Here is a 23377-nt window from a genome sequence, read left to right as displayed (position 1 = left end):
CGGTCTATGCCAGTGCCTATCGATAAAAGGAAGAACGCCATGCCTGCCCGCGAACAGCTGAAAGACCAAGTCAGAGAATTGCGCGAGCAATTGAATAGCGACCCGCTGATGTCGGCGGAGAAACGCGACGAACTCGAAGCATTGATTGCCGAACTTGAAGTTCAAGAGCCTTTGGAAGGCGCGATTCAGGACCCCAGCATTGCCGATGGCGTGAACTTGGCGGTGGAACGCTTCGAGCTGGACCACCCGGGCATTGCCGGGACCTTGCGCAATATTGTGGTGACCTTGGGCAATATCGGGATCTAACCCGAGCCCAAGCCGAACACACAACCAAAATGTGGGAGCTGGCTTGCCTGCGATGACGGTGTATCAGTCGCCAGATGTATGACTGAAAGACCGCTATCGCAGGCAAGCCAGCTCCCACAATTGTTTTGCGTGAAGGCTACTGGCGGGCCAGGCGCAGGTTCTGGAACTGCACAGCCTCAGTGCTGCGATACGGGTTGATATCCAACCCGCCGCGGCGCACATAGCGCGCATACACGGTCAGCTTCTGCGGCTTGAGCAAGCGCTGCAGGTCGAGAAAGATCCGCTCCACACATTGCTCATGGAAGTCCGAGTGCTGGCGAAAGCTGACGATATATTCCAGCAGGCTGGCGTGATCCAGCGCGTGGCCACGGTACTCGACCACCACACTGCCCCAATCCGGCTGGCTGGTGACCGGGCAGTTGGATTTGAGCAGGTGGCTGTGCACGCTCTCCTCGACGATGCGCGAGTCATCGCAACGCAGCAGTTCCGGGCGCGGGTGTTCGTAGTTGCTGATGCTGATGTCGAGGTCGTCAATGCACACGCCCGGCAGGGCTTGCACGCCCTCGGCCTCAACCTCCGCCAGGCTGCGGATGCGCACGCTGACCGGCTTGCCAGCGGCTGCGCTGAGGTCGGTGCGCAGTGTCGCTTCCAGGCTGGCCGTATCGGCAAACGCGGTCTGGTTCAGCGAATTGAGGTACAGCTTGAAAGACTTGGACTCGATGATGTTCGGCGAGTCGGCCGGGATGCTGAACTCTGCGATAGCCACTACCGGCTTGCCCGATGGCAGCAGCCAGGACAGCTCGAAGCAGTTCCAGAAATCCACACCCTTGTAAGGCAGGGTGTCGGCGCTCAGGCCCAGCTCGGCCCATTTGGCGGCGCGAGGGATCGGGAACAGCAACGATGGGGTGTAAGTGGAGATGTATTCACTGGACTTGCCCAGCGGCGAATGTTCGGCTGCGGGATGCATGGCGGAAACCTGGCTAAATAAACCGCGCCAGTCTACCAGCCTTTGCTCCCGCCCTTAAGAATCGCCTCACTCAACGGTCAGCGTGCCGACCATGCCCGCCTGGTAATGCCCCGGAATGTTGCAGGCAAACTCAAGCCCCGTGGCCTTGGTGAAGGTCCAGGTCAGCTCAGCGGTCTTGCCCGGCTCGACCAATACGCTGTTGGGATCGTCATGCCGCATGCCCGCCATATCGCCGTGCCCCATCGCGCTGTGGTCCATCTTGCCCATGCCGGTGGCGGTGAGCATGCCGCTGGCTTGCATCTTGAGCATTTCTTTCTGGTGTTCGGCGTGCATCGCCGCGTCGCCCAGGTTGAATTCGTGAAGCAATTGGCCTTTGTTCACCAGCACAAAGCGCACGGTCTCACCGGCTTTTACGTCCAACGCCTTGGGCGAAAAGGAAATGTCCTGCAGCACTACTTCCACCGTGCGCGTGGCTTTATCGGCGGCTGCCGGCTGGCCGAACGCGAAGGTGTGGGCCGTGTCCGCCAGCGCATCAAAACTCAATGCCAACAAGCAACCCGCCAATATCAGAGGTGTACGCAGCGCCATCTCGATTCTCCAAAAGTGTGTGAACAGCTCTGTCAGCACTCTAAGATGGCGCCGCTGCCAGGCAGCTGACTGCTAGATTACAACTTTGTCAGGTTGCGCCCCTGCCCTGGCACCCACGGTATAAAGCCCGTTGCTCACCGCTGCCAAGAGTCGCCCATGAAACTGCTGATCGTCGAAGACCAACCGAAAACCGGCCATTACCTGCGCCAGGGCCTGAGCGAGGCGGGCTTTACCACCGAGCTGGTGGCCGACGGCACCACCGGGCAACACTTGGCACTGACCGGTGATTACGACTTGCTGATCCTCGACGTGATGCTGCCGGGCCGCGACGGCTGGCAAATCCTGCAAGCGGTACGCAGCGCCGGCCTGGACATTCCGGTGCTGTTCCTCACCGCCCGCGATGCCGTGGAAGACCGCGTGCACGGCCTGGAACTGGGCGCCGACGATTACCTGGTCAAGCCTTTTGCCTTTTCCGAACTGCTGGCCCGCGTGCGCAGCCTGTTACGCCGGGGCAGCAGCGCGCCACAGGAAACCGCGCTGCAACTGGCCGACCTGCGCCTGGACCTGATCCGCCGCCGCGTCGAACGCGACGGCCAGCGCATCGACCTCACCGCCAAGGAATTTTCCCTGCTGGAACTGCTGCTGCGCCGCCAGGGCGAAGTACTGCCCAAATCGCTGATCGCCTCGCAGGTGTGGGACATGAACTTCGACAGCGACACCAACATCATCGAAGTGGCCATCCGCCGTTTGCGCCTGAAAGTCGACGACCACTTCCCCAACAAGCTGATCCACACCGTGCGCGGCATGGGGTATGTGCTGGAGGAGCGGTGCAATTGATCAAGCGCCTGTCCCTGGCCAGCCGTCTGGCGCTGCTGTTTGCGGCGTGCACCGCCGTGGTTTCGTTGCTCGCCGGCGTGCTGTTCAACCACGCCAGCGAGGCGCACTTTATCGAGCTGGACCAGCAACAACTCGACAGCCAGCTGGTGGCGCTGCGCAGCACTTTGCAGGGGGTCGACTCGCCACAATTATTTGCGCAACGCGAAGCGCAACTGCGCGCCGAGCTCAATCGCCAACCCGAACTGGCGCTGCGCGTTACTGCCCAAGGCCAGCGCTGGTTTGACGGCGCGCCCGGCATCAGCCTGCCTGAAGCGCCGGGCTTGCACAGCCTGCAAAATGCCGGGACTGAGTATCGCGTGTACAACGCGCCGCTGGTCGCCGGCCAACCCGGCTCGCCGCAATTGACGCTGATGCTCGACATCACCCATCACCAGCACTTCCTGCAACGCATGCAGCACCTGATCTGGCTGACCGTCGGCCTCTCGGCCCTGGCCACCGCGCTGCTCGGCGCCTGGGCCGCGCGCAGCGGGTTGCGGCCGCTACGGCGCATGGGCGAAGTGGCCGCCAGCGTGTCGGCGCACTCCCTGACCCAACGCCTGCCGCAACAGCACATGCCGGTGGAGTTGGCTGAACTGGCCCAGGCCTTCAACGCCATGCTCGGGCGCCTGGACGACGCCTTCCAGCGCCTCTCGGCCTTCTCCGCCGACATCGCCCACGAACTGCGCACGCCCCTCTCCAACCTGCTCACCCACACCCAAGTGATCCTCACCCAGCCGCGCCCGCTGGAGGACTACCGCGAGGCGCTGCACAGCAACCTGGAAGAGTTGCAGTGGATGGCCCAGCTGGTGAATGACATGTTGTACCTGGCCAAGGCCGACCACGGCTTGCTCATGCCCAAGCGCGAGGCCTTGGTGCTGGGCGATGAAGTGGAAGCGTTGATCGAGTTCTTCGCGTTGCTGGCCGAAGACGCGCACGTCAGCCTGGTGCGCGAGGGCACGGCGCATACGGCGGGTGATCGCGGCATGTTGCGCCGGGCGTTGTCGAATTTGCTCGATAACGCGCTCAGGTTTACCCCGGCCGGTGGCGAGGTGCGGGTGCGGATGGCTGAAACCGCGCGGGGTGTGACGCTGACCGTGGAGAATACGGGCGAAGGTATTCCGCCGGCGTTGTTACCGCGGTTGTTTGATCGGTTTTATCGGGCTGACCCGGCGCGCCGTGAAGGCAGCAGTGAGCATGCGGGGCTGGGGCTGGCGATTACCCAGTCGATTGTGCGGGCGCATGGGGGGAGGATTTATTGTGAGTCTGAAGCTGGGTGGACGCGGTTTGTGATTGAGTTGCCCAAGGGGGATTGATGCAAGCTGCTCCGGCCCTATCGCGGGCAAGCCCGACTCCCACATTTTTGATGTGTGAATACATTCAAATGTGGGAGCTGGCTTGCCTGCGATAGCGGTCTCAGCCCTTACGAATACCTGAGCGCATGCGCCGGCTCAATCTTCGCCGCCCGATACGCCGGGTAAATCGTCGCCAAAAAGCTCAACACAAACCCGGCCGTGCAAATCAGCAGTACATCCCCACCCTGCAGTTGCGAAGGCAGGTTGCTGACGAAATACACGTCCGAACTGAAGATATGTTGCCCGGTCACGCGCTCCAGCCAACCCACCAGTTCGCTCACGTTGAGCGCCGCAATCACGCCCAGCACGCCGCCGATCAAGGTGCCGACGATGCCGATCACGGTGCCCTGCACCATGAAGATCGCCATGATCTGCCGTGGCGTGGCGCCAATGGTGCGCAGGATCGCGATGTCGGCGCCCTTGTCGTTCACCACCATGATCAAGGTGGCGATGATGTTGAACGCGGCGACGGCGACGATCATCAGCAGCAACAGGCCGATCATGGTCTTTTCCATCTTCATCGCGCTGAACAGGCTGCCCTGGGTGTGGGTCCAGTCATCCGGCTTGTAGGCCGCGCCGAGGCTGGCGGCGATGTCTGCCGAGACCTTCGGTGCCGCGTACAGGTCTTTCACCGCCAGGCGCACGCTTTGCACCTGGTTAGGCTGCCAATGCTGGATTTCGGCGGCGTCGGCCATGTTGATCAGTGCCATAGAGCCATCCAGCTCGGCGCCGACCTTGAAGATACCGACCACGTTGAGCCGCTGCATGCGTGGGGTGATGCCACCCGGCGCCGTGCTGATTTCCGGCACGATCAGGGTCAGCTTGTCACCCACGTTCAGGCGGAAGCGCCGTGCAGTGATGTCGCCGATGACCACACCGAACTCGCCGGCCTTCAGGTCGTCCAGTTTGCCGCGCACGATGTGCTGGGCCACGATCGAAACTTTGCCTTCCTGGGCCGGGTCTACGCCGCTGATCTCGATCGGCTGCATCGCGCCCTTGTAGGAGAACATCCCGTCCATCTGCGTGAATGGTACGGCGGCAGTCACTTGCGGGTTCTTCATGGCGGCGGCGGCCACCGGCTGCCAGTCATCAATCGGGTTCACGCCGACGATGGTCGCGTGGGGCACCATGCCGAGGATGCGTGAGCTCATTTCGCGCTGGAAGCCGTTCATCACCGACAACACCACGATCATCGCCAACACGCCCAGGGCGAGGCCGATCATCGAGGTCATCGAGATAAACGAAACAAAACGGTTGCGGCGCTTGGCGCGGGTATAGCGCGTGCCGATGAAAATCGATAACGGTCTGAACATTCGCGGGCACCGTTTAAAAAATGAAAAAGCCCAGCGCCAGGCGCCGGGCTTGAAACGGGTCAGATGGCGACCAAGTGACCTTCCTGCAGGTGCAGCACGCGGTCCATCTGGCGGGCCATGCTCATGTCATGGGTCACCACCAGGAACGCGGTGCGCATCTGGGTGCTCAGTTCGAGCATCAAATCCTTGATGCCCTGGGCGGTGTGGGAGTCGAGGTTGCCGGTTGGCTCATCGAGCATCACCAGGCCTGGGTTGTTGACCAGGGCACGGGCAATCGCCACACGCTGGCGCTCGCCACCGGACAACTCGGCCGGCTTGTGCTCCAGGCGATGACCGAGGCCGACGCGCTCCAGCAATGCCTTGGCGCGCTGGCGGGCTTCCGGGATCGCGGTCTTGCCGATCAGCAGCGGCATGCACACGTTTTCCAGCGCGGTGAATTCCGGCAGCAGGTGGTGGAACTGGTACACAAAACCCAACGAGCGGTTACGCAGTTGGCCACGCGCCTTCTCACCCAGGGCCGACAGTTCTTCGCCAGCCAGCCACACGCTGCCCTGGGACGGCGTATCCAGGCCGCCCAACAGGTTGAGCAAGGTACTTTTGCCGGAGCCGGAACTGCCGACGATCGCCACGCGTTCGCCCGGGTGCAGCTCAAGTTGCAGGTTGGACAACACCACCACCGATTCCGGACCTTCCTCGTAGGATTTGCCCAGGTTGCGGCAGCTCAGGATTGCTTTTTCACTCATGCCCGATTCACTCATAACGTAAGGCCTGTGCTGGCTGGGTACGTGCCGCGCGCCAGGCTGGATACAGGGTGGCAAGGAAGCTCAATACCAACGCGGCGCCGCCTACCATCAACACGTCCTGGGCCTGAACCTGGGACGGCAAGTAGTCGATGAAGTAGACGTCGGCGTTGAGAAACTTGTGACCGATGACTTTTTCCAGCGCGGCGATGGCGGCGCTGACGTTCAGCGCGGCCAGGATGCCGACCGCGGTGCCGATCAAGGTGCCAACCACGCCGATCACGGTGCCCTGCACCATGAAGATCGCCATGATCTGCCCCGGCGTGGCGCCCAGGGTACGCAGGATGGCGATGTCGCCTTTCTTGTCGTTCACCACCATCACCAGCGTGGAGATGATGTTGAACGCGGCCACGGCGACGATCAGCAGCAACAGCAGGCCGATCATGGCTTTTTCCATGCGGATGGCCTGGTAGAGGTTGCCGTGGGTGCGGGTCCAGTCGCGGGCGTAATACTGGGATTCACCCAGGTGCTGGGCGATTTCCCAGGCGCCGCGCGGGGCGTCGAACAGGTCGTTGAATTTGAGGCGCAGGCCCTGCACCTGATCCGGCTTCCAGCGATGCAGGCGCGCCAGGTCGGTGAGGTTGGTCAGGCCGAGGTAGCCATCGATCTCGCCGGCGCCGACGTGGAAGGTGCCGACCACAGTGAAGCGCTTCATGCGCGGGAACATGCCGGCCGGGGTCACGGTGACTTCCGGGGCGACGAAGGTCAGCTTGTCGCCGATGTTCACGCCGAGCTTGGCCGCCGCCTTGTCGCCGATCACGATGCCGAAGCTGCCGGGCGCCAGGTCGTCGAGTTTGCCCTGCAACATGAACTTGTCGATGATCGACACGTTACGTTCCTGGGCCGGGTCGATGCCATTGAGCAGGATTTTCTGCACCTTGCCGTCGTTGGTCAGCAACCCCTGCATCTGGGTAAACGGCGCAACGGCCACCACCTTGGGGTTCTGCTTGACCTTGTCGGCAAGGCTCGGCCAGTCGCTGATGGGCGAATCGCCCTCGATGGTCGCGTGGGGCACCATGCCCAGCACGCGGGTGCGCATCTCATGATCGAAGCCGTTCATCACCGACAGCACCACGATCATCACGACCACGCCCAAGGCGAGCCCGATCATCGAGGTCAGGGAAATGAACGACACAAAATGATTGCGACGCTTTGCACGGGTATAACGCGTGCCGATAAATACGAAGAGAGGTCTGAACATGTCGGGGCTTGTTCGGAGGAAAAGAAGACGTCCCGGTGGCGGGGTCAGGTAAGCAGCTTTACACTCAGACCATTACCGCTACTTTGGGTTCGCCATGTCGACATTAGATGAAGAAGAGCGCCGCGAATACTACCGTATCGACGACATGATCGCACTTCAAATCAGCACCCTCTCTGCCCCCGAAGCGGCGAGCAAGGAAGTGTTGCTGGATGATTCGCCGCTGTTCAACCTGCTCAGCGAATTGCACCTCAGCGAATTCGAAGCCCAGCACCTGCTGCGCCAGATCAGCGAGAAAGATCGCAGCCTGGCCGCCTTCCTCAAAGTCCAGAACAAACGCGTGGACCTGCTCAGCCAGATCATGGCCCGCGGCCTGCTCGATGAGGTGGGCGCGCCGCAGCCGGTGATCCTTTCCGAAGGCGGTATCGACTTCCAGCACCCAACGCCGCTGGCGCCCGACACGCACCTGGCGGTCAAGCTGGTATTGATGCCCCAGGCGCTCGGCTTGCTGCTGCGTGCCCGCGTGAAGCATTGCGACGCCAAGGGCGAAGGCTTTGACGTGGGCACGGAATTCGAATCGATGACCGATGCCCAACGCCAATTGCTGGCGCGCTACATCCTGCAGAAACAAGCTCAGGAACGACGCCTGGCGCGGGAACAAAGCGACGCCCAAGACACCTGAATCTCGTATGACCCCGCCGGGCTATCTGGCGCAAAGGAGCAACTGTGACCCTGATTTATGGCCACCGCGGTGCCAAAGGCGAAGCACCGGAAAACACCCTGACCAGCTTTCAGGAGTGCCTCAAGCACGGCGTACGCCGCTGCGAACTGGATTTGCACCTGTCCATGGACGGCGAGTTGATGGTCATCCACGACCCGACCCTCAAACGCACCACCGACCGGCGCGGCAAAGTCGTCGAGTATTCGGCAGCCGACCTGGTGAAGATGGACGCGCGCAAAGGCGGCCCGGGCTGGGTCAGCCCCTGCCCGATCCCACGCCTTGAAGAGCTGTTCGAAAAATGCGACTTCGATCACTGGCAGCTCGAAGTCAAAAGCGCTTCGCGCACCCGCGCCGCGACGACCGTACTGGCAATCCGCGAGATGGCTGTGCGTCATGGCCTGATGGACAAGGTCACCGTGACCTCAAGTTCGCGGGAAGTCTTGAAAGCGGCCGTGGAGCTTACCCCGGACCTGTCACGCGGCCTGGTCGCCGAATACGCCTGGCTCGACCCGCTGAAGGTCGCGCAAAACTACGGCTGTGAATACCTGGCATTGAACTGGACGTTGTGCACCCCCGAGCGTCTGGAAAAAGCCCAGCGCCAGGGTTTGCACGTGTCCGTGTGGACGGTCAACGAACCGGCGCTGATGCGCAGGCTCGCTGACTTCGGCGTAGATAGCCTGATTACAGACTTTCCCGGTTTGGCCACTGCCACCCTCGAGAATTACTGAAATCGGTCTCCCCGGCCGGCTCAGGCCACCGGCCGGAGCCGCTCAAAAAAGCCGGTTGAGGCCGTCGTAGGCTGCTACCCGATAGGCTTCGGCCATGGTCGGGTAGTTGAACGTGGTGTTCACAAAATACTTGAGGGTATTTTGCTCACCCGGCTGGTTCATGATCGCCTGGCCGATGTGCACGATCTCCGAGGCCTGGTAGCCGAAGCAATGCACGCCGAGGACTTCCAGGGTCTCGCGGTGGAACAGGATCTTGAGCATGCCTTGCGGCTCACCGGCGATCTGCGCACGCGCCATGCTCTTGAAGAACGCCTTGCCGACTTCGTAAGGCACCTTGGCCTTGGTCAGTTCGTGCTCGTTCTTGCCGATCGAGCTGATCTCCGGAATCGTGTAGATACCGGTCGGCACGTCGTTCACATAGCGCCAGCTGCCGTTGTCAACAATGCTGCCGGCCGCTGAACGGCCCTGGTCATGCGCGGCACTGGCCAGGCTTGGCCAGCCGATCACGTCACCGGCGCCATAGATATTGGTCACGCAGGTGCGGTAGTTCTCGTCGACTTCGATCTGGCCACGGCTGTTGACCTTCACGCCGATGTTTTCCATGCCCAGTTTGTCGGTGTTGCCGGTACGGCCGTTGCACCACAGCAAGGCGTCGGCCTTGATCTTCTTGCCGGACTTGAGGTGCAGGATCACACCGTTGTCCAGGCCTTCGACCCGCTCGTACTCTTCGTTGTGGCGCACGGTGATGTTGTTGTTGCTGAAGTGGTAGCTCAACGCCTGGGAAATTTCCGAGTCGAGGAAGCTCAGCAACTGGTCGCGGTTATCCACCAGCTCCACCAATACACCCAGGCCGCTGAAGATCGAGGCGTATTCACAGCCGATCACGCCGGCGCCGTAGATGATCAATTTGCGCGGGGTGTGGCCCAGGCTCAGGATGGTGTCGCTATCGTAGATACGCGGGTGGTGGAAATCGATATCGGCCGGGCGATACGGGCGCGAACCGGTGGCGATGATGATGTGCTTGGCCACCAGCTTCTCGACCACGCCGTTGGCGCAGACCACTTCGACGGTTTGCTCGTCGGCAAAACTGCCAGTGCCGAAGAACAGGTCGACGCGGTTACGGGCGTAGTAGCCGGTGCGCGACGCGACTTGCTTGGAGATGACTTTTTCGGCGCTTTTCAATACGTCCGGGAACGAGAACCAGCGCGGCTCACCAATGGCCCGGAACATCGGGTTGGTGTTGAACTGCATGATCTGGCGCACCGAGTGACGCAAGGCCTTGGACGGGATGGTACCCAGGTGGGTGCAGTTACCGCCGACCTGGCGACGGCTATCGACCATCGCCACCTTGCGCCCAGCTTTGGCGGCGTTCATCGCCGCACCTTCTCCAGCCGGGCCGGAACCCAGTACCACCACGTCGTAGTTGTAGACAGCCATGCGTACTCCTCAGAACAGGCCAGGCGTACGGTTGGACGCCTGGCTAAATCATGCCGCGGCCAGCGGGCATGAAGGACAATTTGGCTCAAGTGTGTGAGCCGGGGCACAGTCTATAGAAGGCTCAACGCCGCGAACATTAACCCTTGGTCGCGTCGTAGGCCAGTCTTGCCTTAACTACAGAACCCGCAAATTGCAATTAGACTGCTGACACGCACCGTTTGCAGGAAGAGCCATTATGCGGCATGTCGTTTTCTGTTTATTGCTGATTTTCTGCGTGGCAGTGCAGGCCAGTGAGGCGGAGCGCCTGAAGCAGGCCGGTTTTGCTGCGCAATCTCATGACCTGGTCCTGAAAAACCAGGCGGTGCTGGTGTATCTCTGGGCGGATGTGTATGCGGCAGCGGTGTATGCCCCCGCCGATACCAGTGCGAGAGCCGCCTGGGATCAGCAAAAGAATCTGCGCCTGGCGCTGTATTACTTTCGCGACATCGACCGTAACGACGTGATCAAGGCGGCCACCACGACCCTGGAGCGCCAGCACAGCAGCGCCACCCTAGCCCGCTTGAAGCCCGAACTGGATCGGCTGCACGCGAGTTTCCGCGATATCCGCAGTGGCGATCGGTATGCCCTCGACGTTCGACCTGGCCGTGGGTTGAATCTGGAGATCAACGACAAGGTGGTGTTCAGCAGCCGCGATGAGGAATTGGCGAAAGCCTATCTCGGCATTTGGCTGGCGCCGAAGGGCTTGTCGGATAGCCTGCGTAAATCTCTGCTGAATTAATCAGCGCTCGCAAAAACACCAAAGAACCCATGTGGGAGCAGGCTTGCCTGCGATAGCGTTGGATCAGCCCGTCCTTTGCTGACTGACACACCGCTATCGCAGGCAAGCCAGCTCCCACAGTGGTTTTTACCCGCCAAGACACCTGCGCATTTAGTCAGCTTGCTATCGCTTTCTATTGCCGGTAGTGGCTAATACACATATGGTTACAAAAGCGCAGCAAGGACGAGTGATGACCAGGGATCACTAATAAGATAGCCAAAATGAGTGCATGACATGTCCACTACCACGGGCAAAGGCAGGGCGATTTTTCGCGTTGTCAGCGGCAACTTCCTCGAGATGTTCGACTTCATGGTCTACGGCTTCTACGCCACGGCCATTGCCAAAACCTTCTTTCCCACCGACAGCGCCTTCGCCTCGCTGATGCTGTCCCTGGCGACCTTCGGCGCCGGCTTCCTGATGCGGCCTTTGGGCGCGATCTTCCTCGGCGCCTACATCGACCGCCACGGCCGTAAGAAAGGCCTGGTCATCACCCTGGCCATGATGGCCGCCGGCACCGTCCTCATCGCTTGCGTCCCAGGCTATGCCACCCTGGGCGTGGCGGCGCCGTTGCTGGTGCTGTTTGGTCGCTTGCTGCAAGGTTTCTCCGCCGGCGTCGAGCTGGGCGGTGTGTCGGTGTACCTGGCGGAAATCGCCACACCCGGGCGCAAAGGCTTCTTCGTCAGTTGGCAATCCGCCAGCCAGCAAGCCGCGGTGGTGTTCGCCGGGTTGCTCGGCGTGGGCCTGAACCACTGGCTCAGTCCGCAAGAGATGGGTGACTGGGGCTGGCGCGTGCCATTCCTGATCGGCTGCCTGATCGTGCCGGTGATCTTCGTGATTCGCCGCTCGCTGGAAGAAACCCCTGAGTTCCAGGCGCGTAAGCACCGCCCTACCCTGCAGGAAATCGTGCGCTCGATCGGCCAGAACTTCGGCATCGTCATCGCCGGCATGGCGCTGGTGGTGATGACCACCGTGTCGTTCTACCTGATCACCGCCTACACCCCAACTTTCGGCAAGGCCGAGCTGCACCTGTCGGACTTCGACGCGTTGCTGGTGACGGTGTGCGTGGGCATATCAAATTTCATCTGGCTGCCGGTGATGGGCGCGGTGTCCGACAAGATCGGACGCAAACCCCTGCTGCTGGGCGCGACGATTCTGGCGATTCTTACCGCGTATCCGGCGTTGTCGTGGCTGGTGGCCAATCCGAGCTTCAGCCATCTGCTGATCGTGCTGCTGTGGTTGTCGTTCCTGTATGGCTCGTACAACGGGGCGATGGTGGTGGCGCTTACCGAGATCATGCCGGTGGAAGTGCGCACTACCGGGTTTTCCCTGGCCTACAGCCTGGCGACGGCGACCTTTGGTGGGTTTACGCCAGCGGCGTGCACCTACCTGATCCATGTGCTGGACAACAAGGCCGCGCCTGGGATCTGGCTCAGTGGTGCGGCGATACTCGGCTTGATCGCTACATTGATACTGTTCAAGGGCAATCGGCATGAACTGCGCACTGCGCAGGCCTCGGTGGTTGGCGGCGCCTGATAGACCGCTATCGCAGGCAAGCCAGCTCCCACCTTTGACTGTATTCACACGTCAACACTGTGGGAGCCGGGCTTGCCCGCGATGAGGCCCGAACATTCACCACAAAAACAGCAGCCATAAAAAAAGCCCCGAACCAGTCGGGGCTTTTTCATTGACCGCTAATGCTTAGCGCGGGAACGCAGGCGGGTTAACCCCAGCCATGTCTTCCATCACGCGAACCACTTGGCAGCTGTAACCGAACTCGTTGTCGTACCAGACGTACAGCACAACGCGGTTGTCCTGGGTGATGGTCGCCTCGGCATCCACCACACCGGCGTGGCGCGAGCCCACGAAGTCGGTCGACACCACTTCCTGCGAATTAACGAAGTCGATCTGCTTATGCAGGTCCGAGTGCAGCGCCATGTAGCGCAGGTACTCGTTCATTTCTTCACGGGTAGCGGCTTTCTCAAGGTTCAGGTTGAGAATGGCCATCGACACGTTCGGCGTCGGCACGCGGATCGCGTTACCGGTCAGCTTGCCGGCCAGCTCAGGCAGGGCCTTGGCAGCAGCGGTGGCAGCACCGGTCTCGGTGATGACCATGTTCAACGCGGCGCTACGGCCACGGCGATCGCCTTTGTGGAAGTTGTCGATCAGGTTCTGGTCGTTGGTGTACGAGTGAACGGTTTCAACGTGACCGTTAACGATGCCGAACTTGTCATTCACAGCCTTCAGCACCGGCACGATGGCGTTGGTGGTGCAGGAAGCGGCCGACACGATCTTGTCGTCAGCGGTGATTTCGCCGTGGTTGATACCGTGAACGATGTTCTTCAGCTTGCCTTTGCCAGGCGCCGTCAGCACAACGCGGTCGATACCCGGGCAGGCCAGGTGTTGGCCCAGGCCCTCGGCATCACGCCATACGCCGGTGTTGTCTACCAGCAGGGCGTCCTTGATGCCGTACTGGGTGTAATCCACCTCAGACGGGTTCTTCGCGTAGATCACCTGGATCAGGTTACCGTTGGCGGTGATGGTGTTGTTTTCTTCGTCGATGACGATGGTGCCGTTGAACGGACCGTGTACCGAGTCGCGGCGCAGCAGGCTGGCGCGTTTGGTCAGGTCGTTCTCGGCGCCTTTGCGCACAACGATAGCGCGCAGGCGCAGGCCGTCGCCGCCACCGGTTTTTTCGATCAGGATGCGCGCCAGCAGGCGGCCGATACGGCCAAAGCCGTACAGCACAACGTCGGTGCCTTTGCGGGCAGCGGCGTTTTGCTGGCCAACCACATCGGCCATTTCTTCACGCACGAACTGCTCGGCGGTGCGACCAGCGCCTTCTTTGCGGAATTTGTAAGCCAACTTGCCCAGGTCTACCGAGGCCGCGCCGAGCTTGAGCTCGCTCATGGCTTTAAGCAGAGGGAATGTTTCGTGGACGGAGAGTTCGCTGTCGTCGGCGGAACGATGGCGAGCAAAGCGATGCGCCTTGAGAATCGCGATGACTGATTGGTTGATCAGGCTGCGGCCATAGATCGAGCTCACCACATTGTTATTGCGGTACAGCTGACCGATAAGCGGAATCATCGCTTCAGCGAGTGCTTCACGGTCGATCCATTCACCAAGACACTGGTCGGGCTTCTGAGTCACGGGAACCTTCCACATGTAGGGGCAGAAAAAAGGGGCTACATTATGTCGTCCGACCGGCCGTTGAGCAATGCGCCAACCACAACAAAAAGCGCTTGCAAAAAAACACCACCCCGCTACAGCCCAGTAAATACGCGGGTTCCAGAAGGCCACCAATGGCGCCGCACCGCCAACTTGTCCGTAACCCTCCGAAACATCCGCGCTTTTTGGCACTACATATTGAGTCAAAACCCACCATTGTTTGTCTTAGCCACTACATTTCCTGCAAACCGTAATAGGCTCAGTCAGCAACTGACAGGCGGCACCTCGGGCCGTTACAATTACCGACTTTGTCGCAACGCTTGGAGCTCAACCTTCCGTGCCCGTTCTGCGTCTACCGATTCTCCCTGCTGCGGCAGGTAAACAGCACTGGGGCAACCTGCCCGGTGCCGCCCTGAGCCTGGCCATCGCCGAGGCTGCCAGCGCAGCCAAGCGCTTTACCCTGCTGCTGACCGCCGACAGCCAAAGCGCCGAACGGCTGGAGCAGGAGCTGAGCTTCTTCGCCCCCGATTTGCCGGTGCTGCACTTTCCCGACTGGGAAACCCTGCCTTACGACCTGTTTTCGCCGCACCAGGACATCATTTCCCAGCGCATCGCCAGCCTGTACCGCTTGCCGGAACTGGCCCACGGCGTGCTGGTGGTGCCGATCACCACGGCCCTGCATCGCCTGGCGCCGACCAAGTTTCTGCTGGGCAGCAGCCTGGTGCTGGATATCGGCCAGAAGCTCGACGTGGAACAGATGCGCACGCGCCTGGAAGCCAGCGGCTACCGCTGCGTCGACACGGTGTACGAACACGGCGAGTTCGCCGTGCGCGGCGCGCTGATCGACCTGTTCCCGATGGGCAGCAAGCTGCCTTACCGCATCGACCTGTTCGACGACGAAATCGAGACACTGCGCACCTTCGACCCGGAGAACCAGCGCTCGATTGATAAAGTCGAGTCGATCAAGCTGCTGCCGGCGCGGGAATTCCCGCTGCAAAAAGACGCCGTCACACGCTTCAAGGCCCGCTTTCGCGAACGCTTCGACGTGGACTTCCGCCGCTGCCCGATCTTTCAGGACCTGAGCAGCGGGATTACACCGGCCGGTATCGAGTACTACCTGCCGCTGTTCTTTGACGAAACCTCCACCCTGTTCGACTACCTGCCTCAGGACACTCAGGTGTTCTCGCTGCCGGGGATCGAGCAGGCGGCGGAAAACTTCTGGAACGATGTGCGCAATCGCTATGAAGAGCGCCGCGTCGATCCATCGCGGCCTTTATTGCCGCCAGCCGAGCTGTTTCTGCCGGTGGAAGACTGCTTCGCCCGCTTGAAAAACTGGCCGCGCGTCGTCGCCAGCCAACAGGACGTGGACGCCGGCAGCGGCCGCGAGCGTTTCCCGGCGAGCATGCTGCCGGACCTGGCGATCCAGGCCAAAGCCACGCAGCCGCTGGAAGCGTTATCCAACTTCCTCGGCGACTTCCCCGGCCGCGTGCTGTTTACCGCCGAATCCGCCGGCCGTCGCGAAGTGCTGCTGGAACTGTTGGAACGCCTGAAGCTGCGCCCGAAGACCGTCGACAGCTGGCCGGACTTTGTTAAGAGCAAAGACCGCCTGGCGATCACCATCGCGCCGCTGGATGAAGGTTTGTTGCTGGATGACCCAGCCTTGGCGCTGATCGCCGAGAGCCCGCTGTTCGGCCAGCGCGTGATGCAGCGCCGCCGCCGTGAAAAACGCGCCGACATCAACAACGACGCAGTGATCAAGAACCTGACCGAGCTGCGCGAAGGCGCACCGGTGGTGCATATCGACCACGGCGTGGGTCGCTACCTCGGGCTGCAAACCCTGGAGATCGACAACCAGGCCGCCGAATTCCTCACCATGGAATACGCCGAGGGCGCCAAGCTTTACGTGCCGGTGGCCAGCCTGCACCTGATCGCGCGCTACACCGGCAGCGACGACGCCCTGGCGCCGTTGCACCGCCTGGGCTCCGAGACCTGGCAGAAAGCCAAGCGCAAAGCCGCCGAACAGGTGCGCGACGTCGCCGCCGAACTGCTCCACATTTATGCACGCCGCGCAGCCCGCGAAGGCTACGCGTTTGCCGACCCGAAAGCCGACTACGCCACCTTCAGCGCCGGCTTTGCGTTTGAAGAAACCCCGGACCAGCAAACCACCATCGAAGCCGTGCGCGCCGACATGCTCGCGCCCAAGCCGATGGACCGCCTGGTGTGCGGCGACGTGGGCTTCGGCAAAACCGAAGTGGCCATGCGCGCCGCCTTTATTGCCGTGCATGGTGGCAAGCAGGTGGCGATTCTGGTGCCGACCACCCTGCTCGCCCAACAACACTACAACAGCTTTCGCGACCGCTTTGCCGACTGGCCGGTGAGCGTGGAGGTGATGAGCCGCTTCAAGTCCGCCAAGGAAGTGAATGCCGCCGTCGCCGACTTGGCCGAAGGCAAGATCGACATCGTGATCGGCACCCACAAGCTGCTGTCGGACGATGTAAAGATCAAAAACCTCGGTTTGGTGATCATCGACGAAGAGCACCGCTTCGGAGTGCGCCAGAAAGAACAACTGAAGAACCTGCGCAGCGAAGTCGACATCCTCACCCTCACCGCCACGCCGATTCCGCGCACGCTGAACATGGCCGTGTCGGGCATGCGTGACCTGTCGATCATCGCCACGCCGCCGGCACGTCGCCTGTCGGTGCGCACCTTCGTGATGGAACAGAACAAAAGCACGGTCAAGGAAGCGCTGTTGCGTGAACTGCTGCGCGGCGGCCAGGTGTACTACCTGCACAATGACGTCAAGACCATCGAGAAATGCGCCGCCGACCTCGCCGAACTGGTGCCCGAAGCCCGCATCGCGATTGGCCACGGGCAGATGCGCGAACGCGAACTCGAACAGGTGATGAGCGACTTCTACCACAAGCGCTTCAACGTGCTGATCGCCTCGACCATCATCGAGACCGGTATCGACGTGCCGAGCGCCAACACCATCATCATCGAGCGCGCCGACAAGTTCGGCCTGGCGCAGCTGCACCAGTTGCGCGGCCGTGTCGGGCGCAGTCACCACCAAGCCTATGCCTACTTGCTGACGCCGCCGCGCCAGCAGATTACCTCCGACGCCGAAAAGCGCCTGGAGGCGATCGCCAACACCCAGGACCTGGGTGCCGGTTTTGTGCTGGCCACCAACGACCTGGAAATCCGTGGCGCCGGCGAGCTGCTCGGCGACGGCCAGAGCGGGCAGATCCAGGCCGTCGGTTTCACCCTCTATATGGAAATGCTTGAGCGCGCGGTAAAAGCCATCCGCAAGGGCGAACAACCGAACCTCGATCAACCCTTGGGTGGCGGCCCGGAAATTAACCTGCGCTTGCCGGCATTGATTCCCGAAGACTACCTGCCGGATGTGCACGCGCGGCTGATTCTGTACAAGCGCATCGCCTCGGCCACCGACGAAGAAGGTCTCAAGGACCTGCAGGTGGAGATGATCGACCGCTTCGGCCTGTTGCCGGAACCGACCAAAAACCTGGTGCGCCTGACCCTGCTCAAATTGCAGGCCGAGCAATTGGGCATCAAGAAGGTCGACGCCGGGCCGCAAGGCGGGCGTATCGAGTTCGAAGCGCAAACGCCGGTGGACCCACTGGTGCTGATCAAGCTGATTCAGGGCCAGCCCAACCGCTACAAGTTCGAAGGGGCTACGCTGTTCAAGTTCATGGTGCCAATGGAACGTGCCGAAGAACGCTTTAATACATTAGAGGCGCTGTTTGAGCGCCTCATCCCGAAATCTGCTTGAAGGACGCCCCAATGCGCCTGTTCCGCATTTTGAGCTTGTTGTTGGTGGTCGTTGCTCCTTCGGCGTTTGCCGACAGCCCCTATCTGGTGGAAATGATTCTGGTGCGCCAGAACGCCGAGCCGGTGATCAATAGCCGCGCGGCGCCGGAAAACTGGGACGCCGGGGCACCACGGCTGCCGGCGGACAAAATCAGCCCGCCGCGGCTGGGCAACATCGTCGACAAGCTCAGTGCCGACACCGGTTACACGGTGCTGCTGCACCGGGCCTGGGACCAGAACCTGGGCGAGCAGCCGGTGAAGCTGGCCATCAGCGATGGCCAGGAGCAGTTTGGCCAGTTTCCCATCGAAGGCACGCTGAACCTGCAACTGGGGCGCTTTACCGATATCGACGCAGACTTCTGGATCAACCAGTTCGACGCCAACGGCAGCGTCATCGCCAGCGAACACCTGAGCCAGCAAGGTGTACGCACCAAGAACAACCAGCTCAACTACCTGGACGGCGGCCACTTGGCCCTGCTGATCAAGATCACCTCGCTGACCGCCAAACCACCCAGCGCACCACCGCCCGACGCTCAGGACTGATCCAGCGCCATGCCCCTGACATCGTCACTGACCAAACCCCTGGCCCCTTCGTGGGCCAATCGCTTTAAAGAGCAAAGCCTTGAGCGCGGGCGACGCTACGCCCTGGAAAACCGCGTGCGTATCGTCGAGTCCGGCGACAGCACCATTGTTGCCAGCTGCGAAGGCTCGGGCGGTAACGTTTACCGGCAGACCATCTCGCTGCGCGAATCGGCCAAAGGCATGCTGATTCTGGTGGACAGCCGCTGCACGTGCCCGGTGCACACCAACTGCAAACACATCGCGGCGGTGCTGCTCAAGGTCCAGGAAACCCTGGCTTACCCGGCGGCTGCGCAAGATGCCGAGCTGCTGGAAAAACTTCAGGCCGTGCTGGATAACCGCGTGGTGCTGCCGCAGGTGGTGATGGAGGATGTGCGACCGGTGCCGCGCCTGTGGCTGGCGAGTGTCGAGTTCAGCGCGTTTGAACCGCGCAATGGCAAGATGCAGCGTTACATCCAGCACCGTGCGGCGTTGTCGTTCAACTACCTGGGCAACTATGTCAGCGGGCAAAAAAATGCCGACATCGTCGTGCGCCAGGAAACCCAGAGCCTGCGCATCAAGCGCCATCCGGAGCTGGAGCAACCGTACCGCGAGCAACTGCGCCTGCTCGGCTTCAAGATCGCCACGCGCCAGAGCAAGGCATTGCCGGAAAGCGCCGGCGAATTGTTCGAGATGGTCAACGACAGCGCCTGGCTGAACTTCACCCTCAACGCCTCGCCGACCTTGCGCGCCGAGGGCTGGGAGTTGCAGATCGATGAGGATTTCGGTTTCGACTTGAGCGCCGTCGATGACTGGTACGCGACCGTCGATGAAGGCCCGGAACGCGACTGGTTTGACCTGGAGTTGGGCATCATCGTCAACGGCGAGCGCCTGAGCCTGCTGCCGATTCTGTTGAACCTGATGCGCTCGCACACCGAGATTCTCAACCCGGAAAAGCTCGCCCGGCGCCGCGATGACGAGCTGATCCTGGTGAACATCCCCGGCCTGCCCAACGGCCACGGGCCGCTGCAAGTGGCGCTGCCCTACGGCCGCTTGAAACCGGTGCTGGCCACCCTTGGCGAGTTTTACCTGCAGGAATCGGGCACCACCACCTTGCGCCTGGCCAAGGCCGATGCGATTCGTCTCAACCCGCTGGAAGACCTGCCGCTGCAATGGGAAGGCGGCGAGAAGATCCGCAACTTCGCCCAGCGCCTGCGTGACATCAAGGACTTCACCTGCGTGGCGCCCGAAGGCTTGAACGCGACACTGCGCCCGTATCAACTCGAAGGCTTGAGCTGGATGCAGTCGCTGCGCCAACTCGACGTGGGCGGGATTCTTGCGGATGACATGGGCCTGGGCAAAACCCTACAGACCCTGGCACATATCCTCAGTGAAAAAATCGCCGGGCGCCTGGATCGGCCGTGCATGGTGGTGATGCCTACCAGCCTGATCCCGAACTGGCTCGACGAAGCCGCGCACTTTACGCCGCAACTCAAGGTAGTGGCGCTGTATGGCGCGACACGCAAAAAGCACTTCGCCAACCTGCAGGACTACGACTTGCTGCTGACGACTTATGCGCTGCTGCCCAAAGACATCGAGCAACTCGCCGCCCTGCCCTTGCACGTGCTGATCCTCGACGAAGCCCAGTACATCAAGAACCCCAACAGCAAGGCCGCTCAGGCCGCGCGCGAGCTCAATGCGCGCCAGCGCCTGTGCCTGAGTGGTACACCGCTGGAAAACCACTTGGGTGAGCTGTGGTCGCTGTTCCACTTCCTGCTGCCGGGCTGGCTGGGCGACGTAAAAAGCTTCAACCGCGATTACCGCGTGCCCATTGAAAAGCGCGCCAGTGATGTACGACTGCAGCACCTCAACGGTCGGATCAAACCCTTCCTGCTGCGCCGTACCAAGGAACAGGTGGCCACGGAGTTGCCGCCCAAGACCGAGATCATCCACTGGGTCGATCTCAACGAAGCCCAGCGTGATGTGTACGAAACCATGCGCCTGGCCATGGACAAGAAGGTGCGCGACGAGATCACCCGCAAGGGCGTGGCGCGTAGCCAGATCATTATTCTTGAAGCGCTGCTCAAGTTGCGCCAGGTGTGCTGCGACCTGCGCCTGGTCAACGACGCCGCCCTGCCCGCGCGCGGCAGCAGCTCGGGCAAGCTCGACAGCCTGATGGAAATGCTCGAAGAGCTGTTTGCCGAAGGACGCCGGATTTTGCTGTTCTCGCAGTTCACTTCGATGCTGAGCCTGATCGAAGTCGAGCTGAAAAAGCGCGGCGTGGCCTACGCACTGCTGACCGGCCAGACCCGCGACCGCCGCACACCGGTGAAGGATTTCCAGAGCGGCAAGTTGCAGATTTTTCTGATCAGCTTGAAGGCTGGCGGTGTGGGCTTGAACCTGACAGAAGCCGATACGGTGATCCACTATGACCCGTGGTGGAACCCGGCCACGGAGAACCAGGCGACTGACCGCGCGTATCGCATCGGTCAGGAGAAGCCGGTGTTCGTCTATAAAATGATTGCGCGGGGCACGGTGGAGGAGAAAATCCAACACCTGCAAAAGGAAAAGTCCGACCTGGCGGCGGGCGTACTGGATGGGCGTACGACGGGAGATTGGCAGCTGGGCAACGAGGATATCGAGGCGTTGTTTGCGCCGTTGCCCAATAAGCAAGAGAAGCGCTGACCTTCAGATTGCTATCGCGGGCAAGCCCGCTCCCACATTTTGATGTGTGAATACATTCAAGTGTAGGAGCTGGCTTGCCTGCGATGGGCGCACCACGGTTTTCAGCCGATCAACTGAGCATCCCGCAACGCGGTAAGCGCCGCCAGCCAACGCGGGTCCTGCTTATAGTCCGTCGAAGCAATCGCCTGCCCACGCATCCGCGCAATCCGCGCCGAAGGCGTAACCTTCATGCGCTGCGCCGCAGTCAGCGCCAGCTCGGCGGCCGCACGATCGTTGCACACCAAGCCCATGTCGCAACCGGCGGTCAGCGCCGCTTCGATCCGGCTGGCCGCATCACCGACCACATGCGCCCCGGCCATGGACAGGTCATCACTGAAAATCACCCCATCAAACTGCAACTCGCCACGCAGGATGTCCTGCAGCCAGCGCCGCGAGAAACCAGCCGGCTGGGCATCCACCTGCGGATAGATGACGTGTGCGGGCATGACGGCGGCCAATTGCTTGCTCAGGCGTGCGAAAGGCACCAGGTCATTTGCGCGAATCTGTTCCAGGCTACGCTCGTCATTGGGAATGGCGACGTGGGAATCGGCCTCAGCCCAGCCGTGGCCCGGGAAGTGTTTACCGGTGGCGGCCATGCCCGCGCTGTTCATGCCGCGAATGAAGGCACCGGCAAGCACGGCGGCGCGCTCGGGGTCGCCCTCAAACGAGCGGGTGCCGACCACGGCGCTGCGCTGGTAATCCAGGTCCAGTACCGGGGCGAAGCTCAGGTCAAGGCCAACCGCCAGCACTTCTGTGGCCATGATCCAGCCGCACTGCTCGGCCAGGTATTCGGCATTCGGCTTATCCGCCAACAAGCGCATGGCCGGCAGACGCACAAAGCCCTGGCGCAGGCGCTGCACGCGCCCGCCTTCCTGGTCGACGGCCAGCAGCAGGTCGGGACGCACGGCACGGATCGACGCGCTCAACTCGCGCACCTGACGTGGGTGCTCGATGTTGCGCGCGAAAATGATCAGGCCGCCCACTTCCGGCTGACGCAACAGGTGACGATCCTCGGCCGTCAGCCAGGTACCGGCCACATCAACCATCAAAGAACCTTGCAGGGCAGCAGTCATAAACCTTCCTTAAATAACGCACACAACCCGTTGCCCTCACCTGGCGCGATAAGCGCAGTGAGCACAACGGGTTGCGAGTAAATAGCTGAAATCGGCATGGCGGCTAGCTTAGCGGATGCAAGCGGCCGCGCACACCCGGGGCAATCACGCCTTGGCCACGGCCGGCGTGGATTTGCTGCGTGGGCGCAACTGCGCGGCCGCCATGGCCTGGTCGGTCACACCGGTTTCGGCGCGCATGCCGGCGGCAAGGAACGGCACCATCAGGCGCATCACTTGTTCGATGGAGGTGTTCACACCGAAATCGGTCTCGGCAATTGCGCGCAAGGCTTTGATCCCGGACATGCTGAACGCGGCAGCACCGAGCATGAAGTGCACGCGCCAGAACAGTTCGATCGGCGGAATACGCGGCGCGGCTTCGTTGACCAGCAACATGTAGCGACGGAACACCTTGCCGTACATGTCTTCCAAATAACGCCGCAAGTGGCCCTGGCTCTGGCTGAACGCCAGGCCGAGCAAACGCATGAAGATCGACAGGTCATTGCCGCTGCGTGGTTGAACCACCAGCGCTTGCTCAACCAGAATTTCCAGCAGGTCTTCCAGGCTCGGCTTGTTATCAGGCTTGGTCTGGCGGCGCTCCAGCTCACGGTCGAGGCTGGCGCAGAACGGCCCCAGAAAGCGCGAAAACACCGCCTGGATCAGGGCTTTCTTTGAGCCGAAATGGTAATTCACTGCGGCAAGGTTAACCCCAGCCTTGCTGGTGATCAGCCGCAATGAAGTTTCAGCAAATCCTTTTTCCGCGAACAATTGCTCGGCAGCATCGAGAATGCGTTCAACGGTTTCCGACTGGGCCATGGCTACTCCGCCTGACAAACACTTGTTTGAAACATACGTTTCAGGGTGTGTCTTGTCAAGCCTGCGAGTCCGTTTTC

General features: G+C 61.4%; 19 protein-coding genes. 10 read left to right on the top strand and 9 right to left on the bottom strand.

What is annotated here, in order from left to right:
- Window positions 1–39: 39 nt before the first annotated feature.
- Complete coding sequence (locus tag FPT15_RS17150; protein ID WP_106576917.1) at window positions 40–306, top strand: DUF4404 family protein; 267 nt, start codon at window positions 40–42, stop codon at window positions 304–306.
- A 136-nt stretch (window positions 307–442) separates the two neighbouring features.
- Here the strand turns inward: FPT15_RS17150 and queF are convergent, their stop codons facing one another.
- Together queF and FPT15_RS17140 are read right to left on the bottom strand one after the other, a co-directional pair.
- Complete coding sequence (gene queF, locus FPT15_RS17145; RefSeq protein WP_145163059.1) at window positions 443–1273, bottom strand: NADPH-dependent 7-cyano-7-deazaguanine reductase QueF; 831 nt, start codon at window positions 1271–1273, stop codon at window positions 443–445.
- A 66-nt stretch (window positions 1274–1339) separates the two neighbouring features.
- Window positions 1340–1861, bottom strand: coding sequence for a plastocyanin/azurin family copper-binding protein (locus FPT15_RS17140; RefSeq protein ID WP_119739217.1), 522 nt, complete (start codon window positions 1859–1861; stop codon window positions 1340–1342).
- A 156-nt stretch (window positions 1862–2017) separates the two neighbouring features.
- Here FPT15_RS17140 and FPT15_RS17135 point away from each other — a divergent pair, with 156 nt between their 5' ends.
- The gene (locus FPT15_RS17135) at window positions 2018–2698 is read left to right on the top strand and encodes a heavy metal response regulator transcription factor (RefSeq protein ID WP_145163057.1); all 681 of its coding nucleotides are present in this window, start codon (window positions 2018–2020) and stop codon (window positions 2696–2698) included.
- On the top strand, window positions 2695–4050 hold the full coding sequence (locus FPT15_RS17130; RefSeq protein ID WP_145163246.1) for a heavy metal sensor histidine kinase: 1356 nt from the start codon (window positions 2695–2697) through the stop codon (window positions 4048–4050). The genes FPT15_RS17135 and FPT15_RS17130 overlap by 4 nt, the downstream gene beginning before the upstream one ends.
- Window positions 4051–4157: 107 nt before the next feature.
- Here the strand turns inward: FPT15_RS17130 and FPT15_RS17125 are convergent, their stop codons facing one another.
- From FPT15_RS17125 to FPT15_RS17115, 3 genes are read right to left on the bottom strand one after another with little or no spacing between them, the layout of a single operon-like run.
- On the bottom strand, window positions 4158–5402 hold the full coding sequence (locus FPT15_RS17125) for a lipoprotein-releasing ABC transporter permease subunit (RefSeq protein ID WP_145163054.1): 1245 nt from the start codon (window positions 5400–5402) through the stop codon (window positions 4158–4160).
- Window positions 5403–5461: 59 nt separating this feature from the next.
- On the bottom strand, window positions 5462–6145 hold the full coding sequence (gene lolD, locus FPT15_RS17120) for a lipoprotein-releasing ABC transporter ATP-binding protein LolD (protein WP_017477213.1): 684 nt from the start codon (window positions 6143–6145) through the stop codon (window positions 5462–5464).
- A gap of 7 nt (window positions 6146–6152) precedes the next feature.
- On the bottom strand, window positions 6153–7403 hold the full coding sequence (locus tag FPT15_RS17115; protein WP_145163052.1) for a lipoprotein-releasing ABC transporter permease subunit: 1251 nt from the start codon (window positions 7401–7403) through the stop codon (window positions 6153–6155).
- Between the two features lie 94 nt (window positions 7404–7497).
- Between FPT15_RS17115 and FPT15_RS17110 the strand changes: the two genes are divergently transcribed.
- Together FPT15_RS17110 and FPT15_RS17105 are read left to right on the top strand one after the other, a co-directional pair.
- Window positions 7498–8082, top strand: coding sequence for a PilZ domain-containing protein (locus tag FPT15_RS17110; protein ID WP_145163050.1), 585 nt, complete (start codon window positions 7498–7500; stop codon window positions 8080–8082).
- 44 nt (window positions 8083–8126) lie between these two features.
- Window positions 8127–8849 (top strand): glycerophosphodiester phosphodiesterase family protein, encoded by a 723-nt coding sequence (locus FPT15_RS17105; RefSeq protein ID WP_106576925.1) that lies wholly within the window; start codon window positions 8127–8129, stop codon window positions 8847–8849.
- A gap of 42 nt (window positions 8850–8891) precedes the next feature.
- On the opposite strand, the gene sthA is transcribed toward FPT15_RS17105, so the two are convergent.
- Complete coding sequence (sthA, locus tag FPT15_RS17100) at window positions 8892–10286, bottom strand: Si-specific NAD(P)(+) transhydrogenase (RefSeq protein ID WP_005786183.1); 1395 nt, start codon at window positions 10284–10286, stop codon at window positions 8892–8894.
- A 235-nt stretch (window positions 10287–10521) separates the two neighbouring features.
- On the opposite strand from sthA, the gene FPT15_RS17095 reads away from it, so the two are divergent.
- Window positions 10522–11064, top strand: coding sequence for a chalcone isomerase family protein (locus FPT15_RS17095; RefSeq protein ID WP_145163048.1), 543 nt, complete (start codon window positions 10522–10524; stop codon window positions 11062–11064).
- A gap of 273 nt (window positions 11065–11337) precedes the next feature.
- Window positions 11338–12636, top strand: a complete 1299-nt coding sequence (locus FPT15_RS17090; RefSeq protein WP_145163047.1) for an MFS transporter — start codon at window positions 11338–11340, stop codon at window positions 12634–12636.
- A gap of 165 nt (window positions 12637–12801) precedes the next feature.
- Here FPT15_RS17090 and FPT15_RS17085 read toward each other — a convergent pair whose 3' ends face one another.
- Window positions 12802–14265, bottom strand: coding sequence for a glyceraldehyde-3-phosphate dehydrogenase (locus tag FPT15_RS17085; RefSeq protein WP_023659083.1), 1464 nt, complete (start codon window positions 14263–14265; stop codon window positions 12802–12804).
- A 340-nt stretch (window positions 14266–14605) separates the two neighbouring features.
- On the opposite strand from FPT15_RS17085, the gene mfd reads away from it, so the two are divergent.
- From mfd to FPT15_RS17070, 3 genes are read left to right on the top strand one after another with little or no spacing between them, the layout of a single operon-like run.
- Window positions 14606–18055: a transcription-repair coupling factor gene (gene mfd, locus FPT15_RS17080; RefSeq protein ID WP_145163046.1), complete on the top strand. Its 3450-nt coding sequence runs from the start codon at window positions 14606–14608 to the stop codon at window positions 18053–18055.
- Window positions 18056–18066: 11 nt separating this feature from the next.
- Window positions 18067–18636 (top strand): CsiV family protein, encoded by a 570-nt coding sequence (locus FPT15_RS17075; RefSeq protein WP_124416717.1) that lies wholly within the window; start codon window positions 18067–18069, stop codon window positions 18634–18636.
- 9 nt (window positions 18637–18645) lie between these two features.
- Entirely contained in the window at window positions 18646–21336 is a 2691-nt protein-coding gene (locus FPT15_RS17070; RefSeq protein WP_145163044.1) for a DEAD/DEAH box helicase, read from the top strand.
- A gap of 101 nt (window positions 21337–21437) precedes the next feature.
- Here FPT15_RS17070 and nagZ read toward each other — a convergent pair whose 3' ends face one another.
- Both nagZ and FPT15_RS17060 read right to left on the bottom strand, forming a co-directional pair.
- On the bottom strand, window positions 21438–22448 hold the full coding sequence (gene nagZ, locus FPT15_RS17065) for a beta-N-acetylhexosaminidase (RefSeq protein WP_145163042.1): 1011 nt from the start codon (window positions 22446–22448) through the stop codon (window positions 21438–21440).
- A 144-nt stretch (window positions 22449–22592) separates the two neighbouring features.
- Complete coding sequence (locus FPT15_RS17060; protein WP_106576932.1) at window positions 22593–23300, bottom strand: TetR/AcrR family transcriptional regulator; 708 nt, start codon at window positions 23298–23300, stop codon at window positions 22593–22595.
- Window positions 23301–23377: the final 77 nt, after the last annotated feature.

It is taken from the genome of Pseudomonas sp. RGB, assembly GCF_007713445.1.
Taxonomy (GTDB): domain Bacteria; phylum Pseudomonadota; class Gammaproteobacteria; order Pseudomonadales; family Pseudomonadaceae; genus Aquipseudomonas.
Note: the sequence above shows the minus strand (reverse complement) of the source record. Positions and strands in the feature narration are given on the sequence as shown.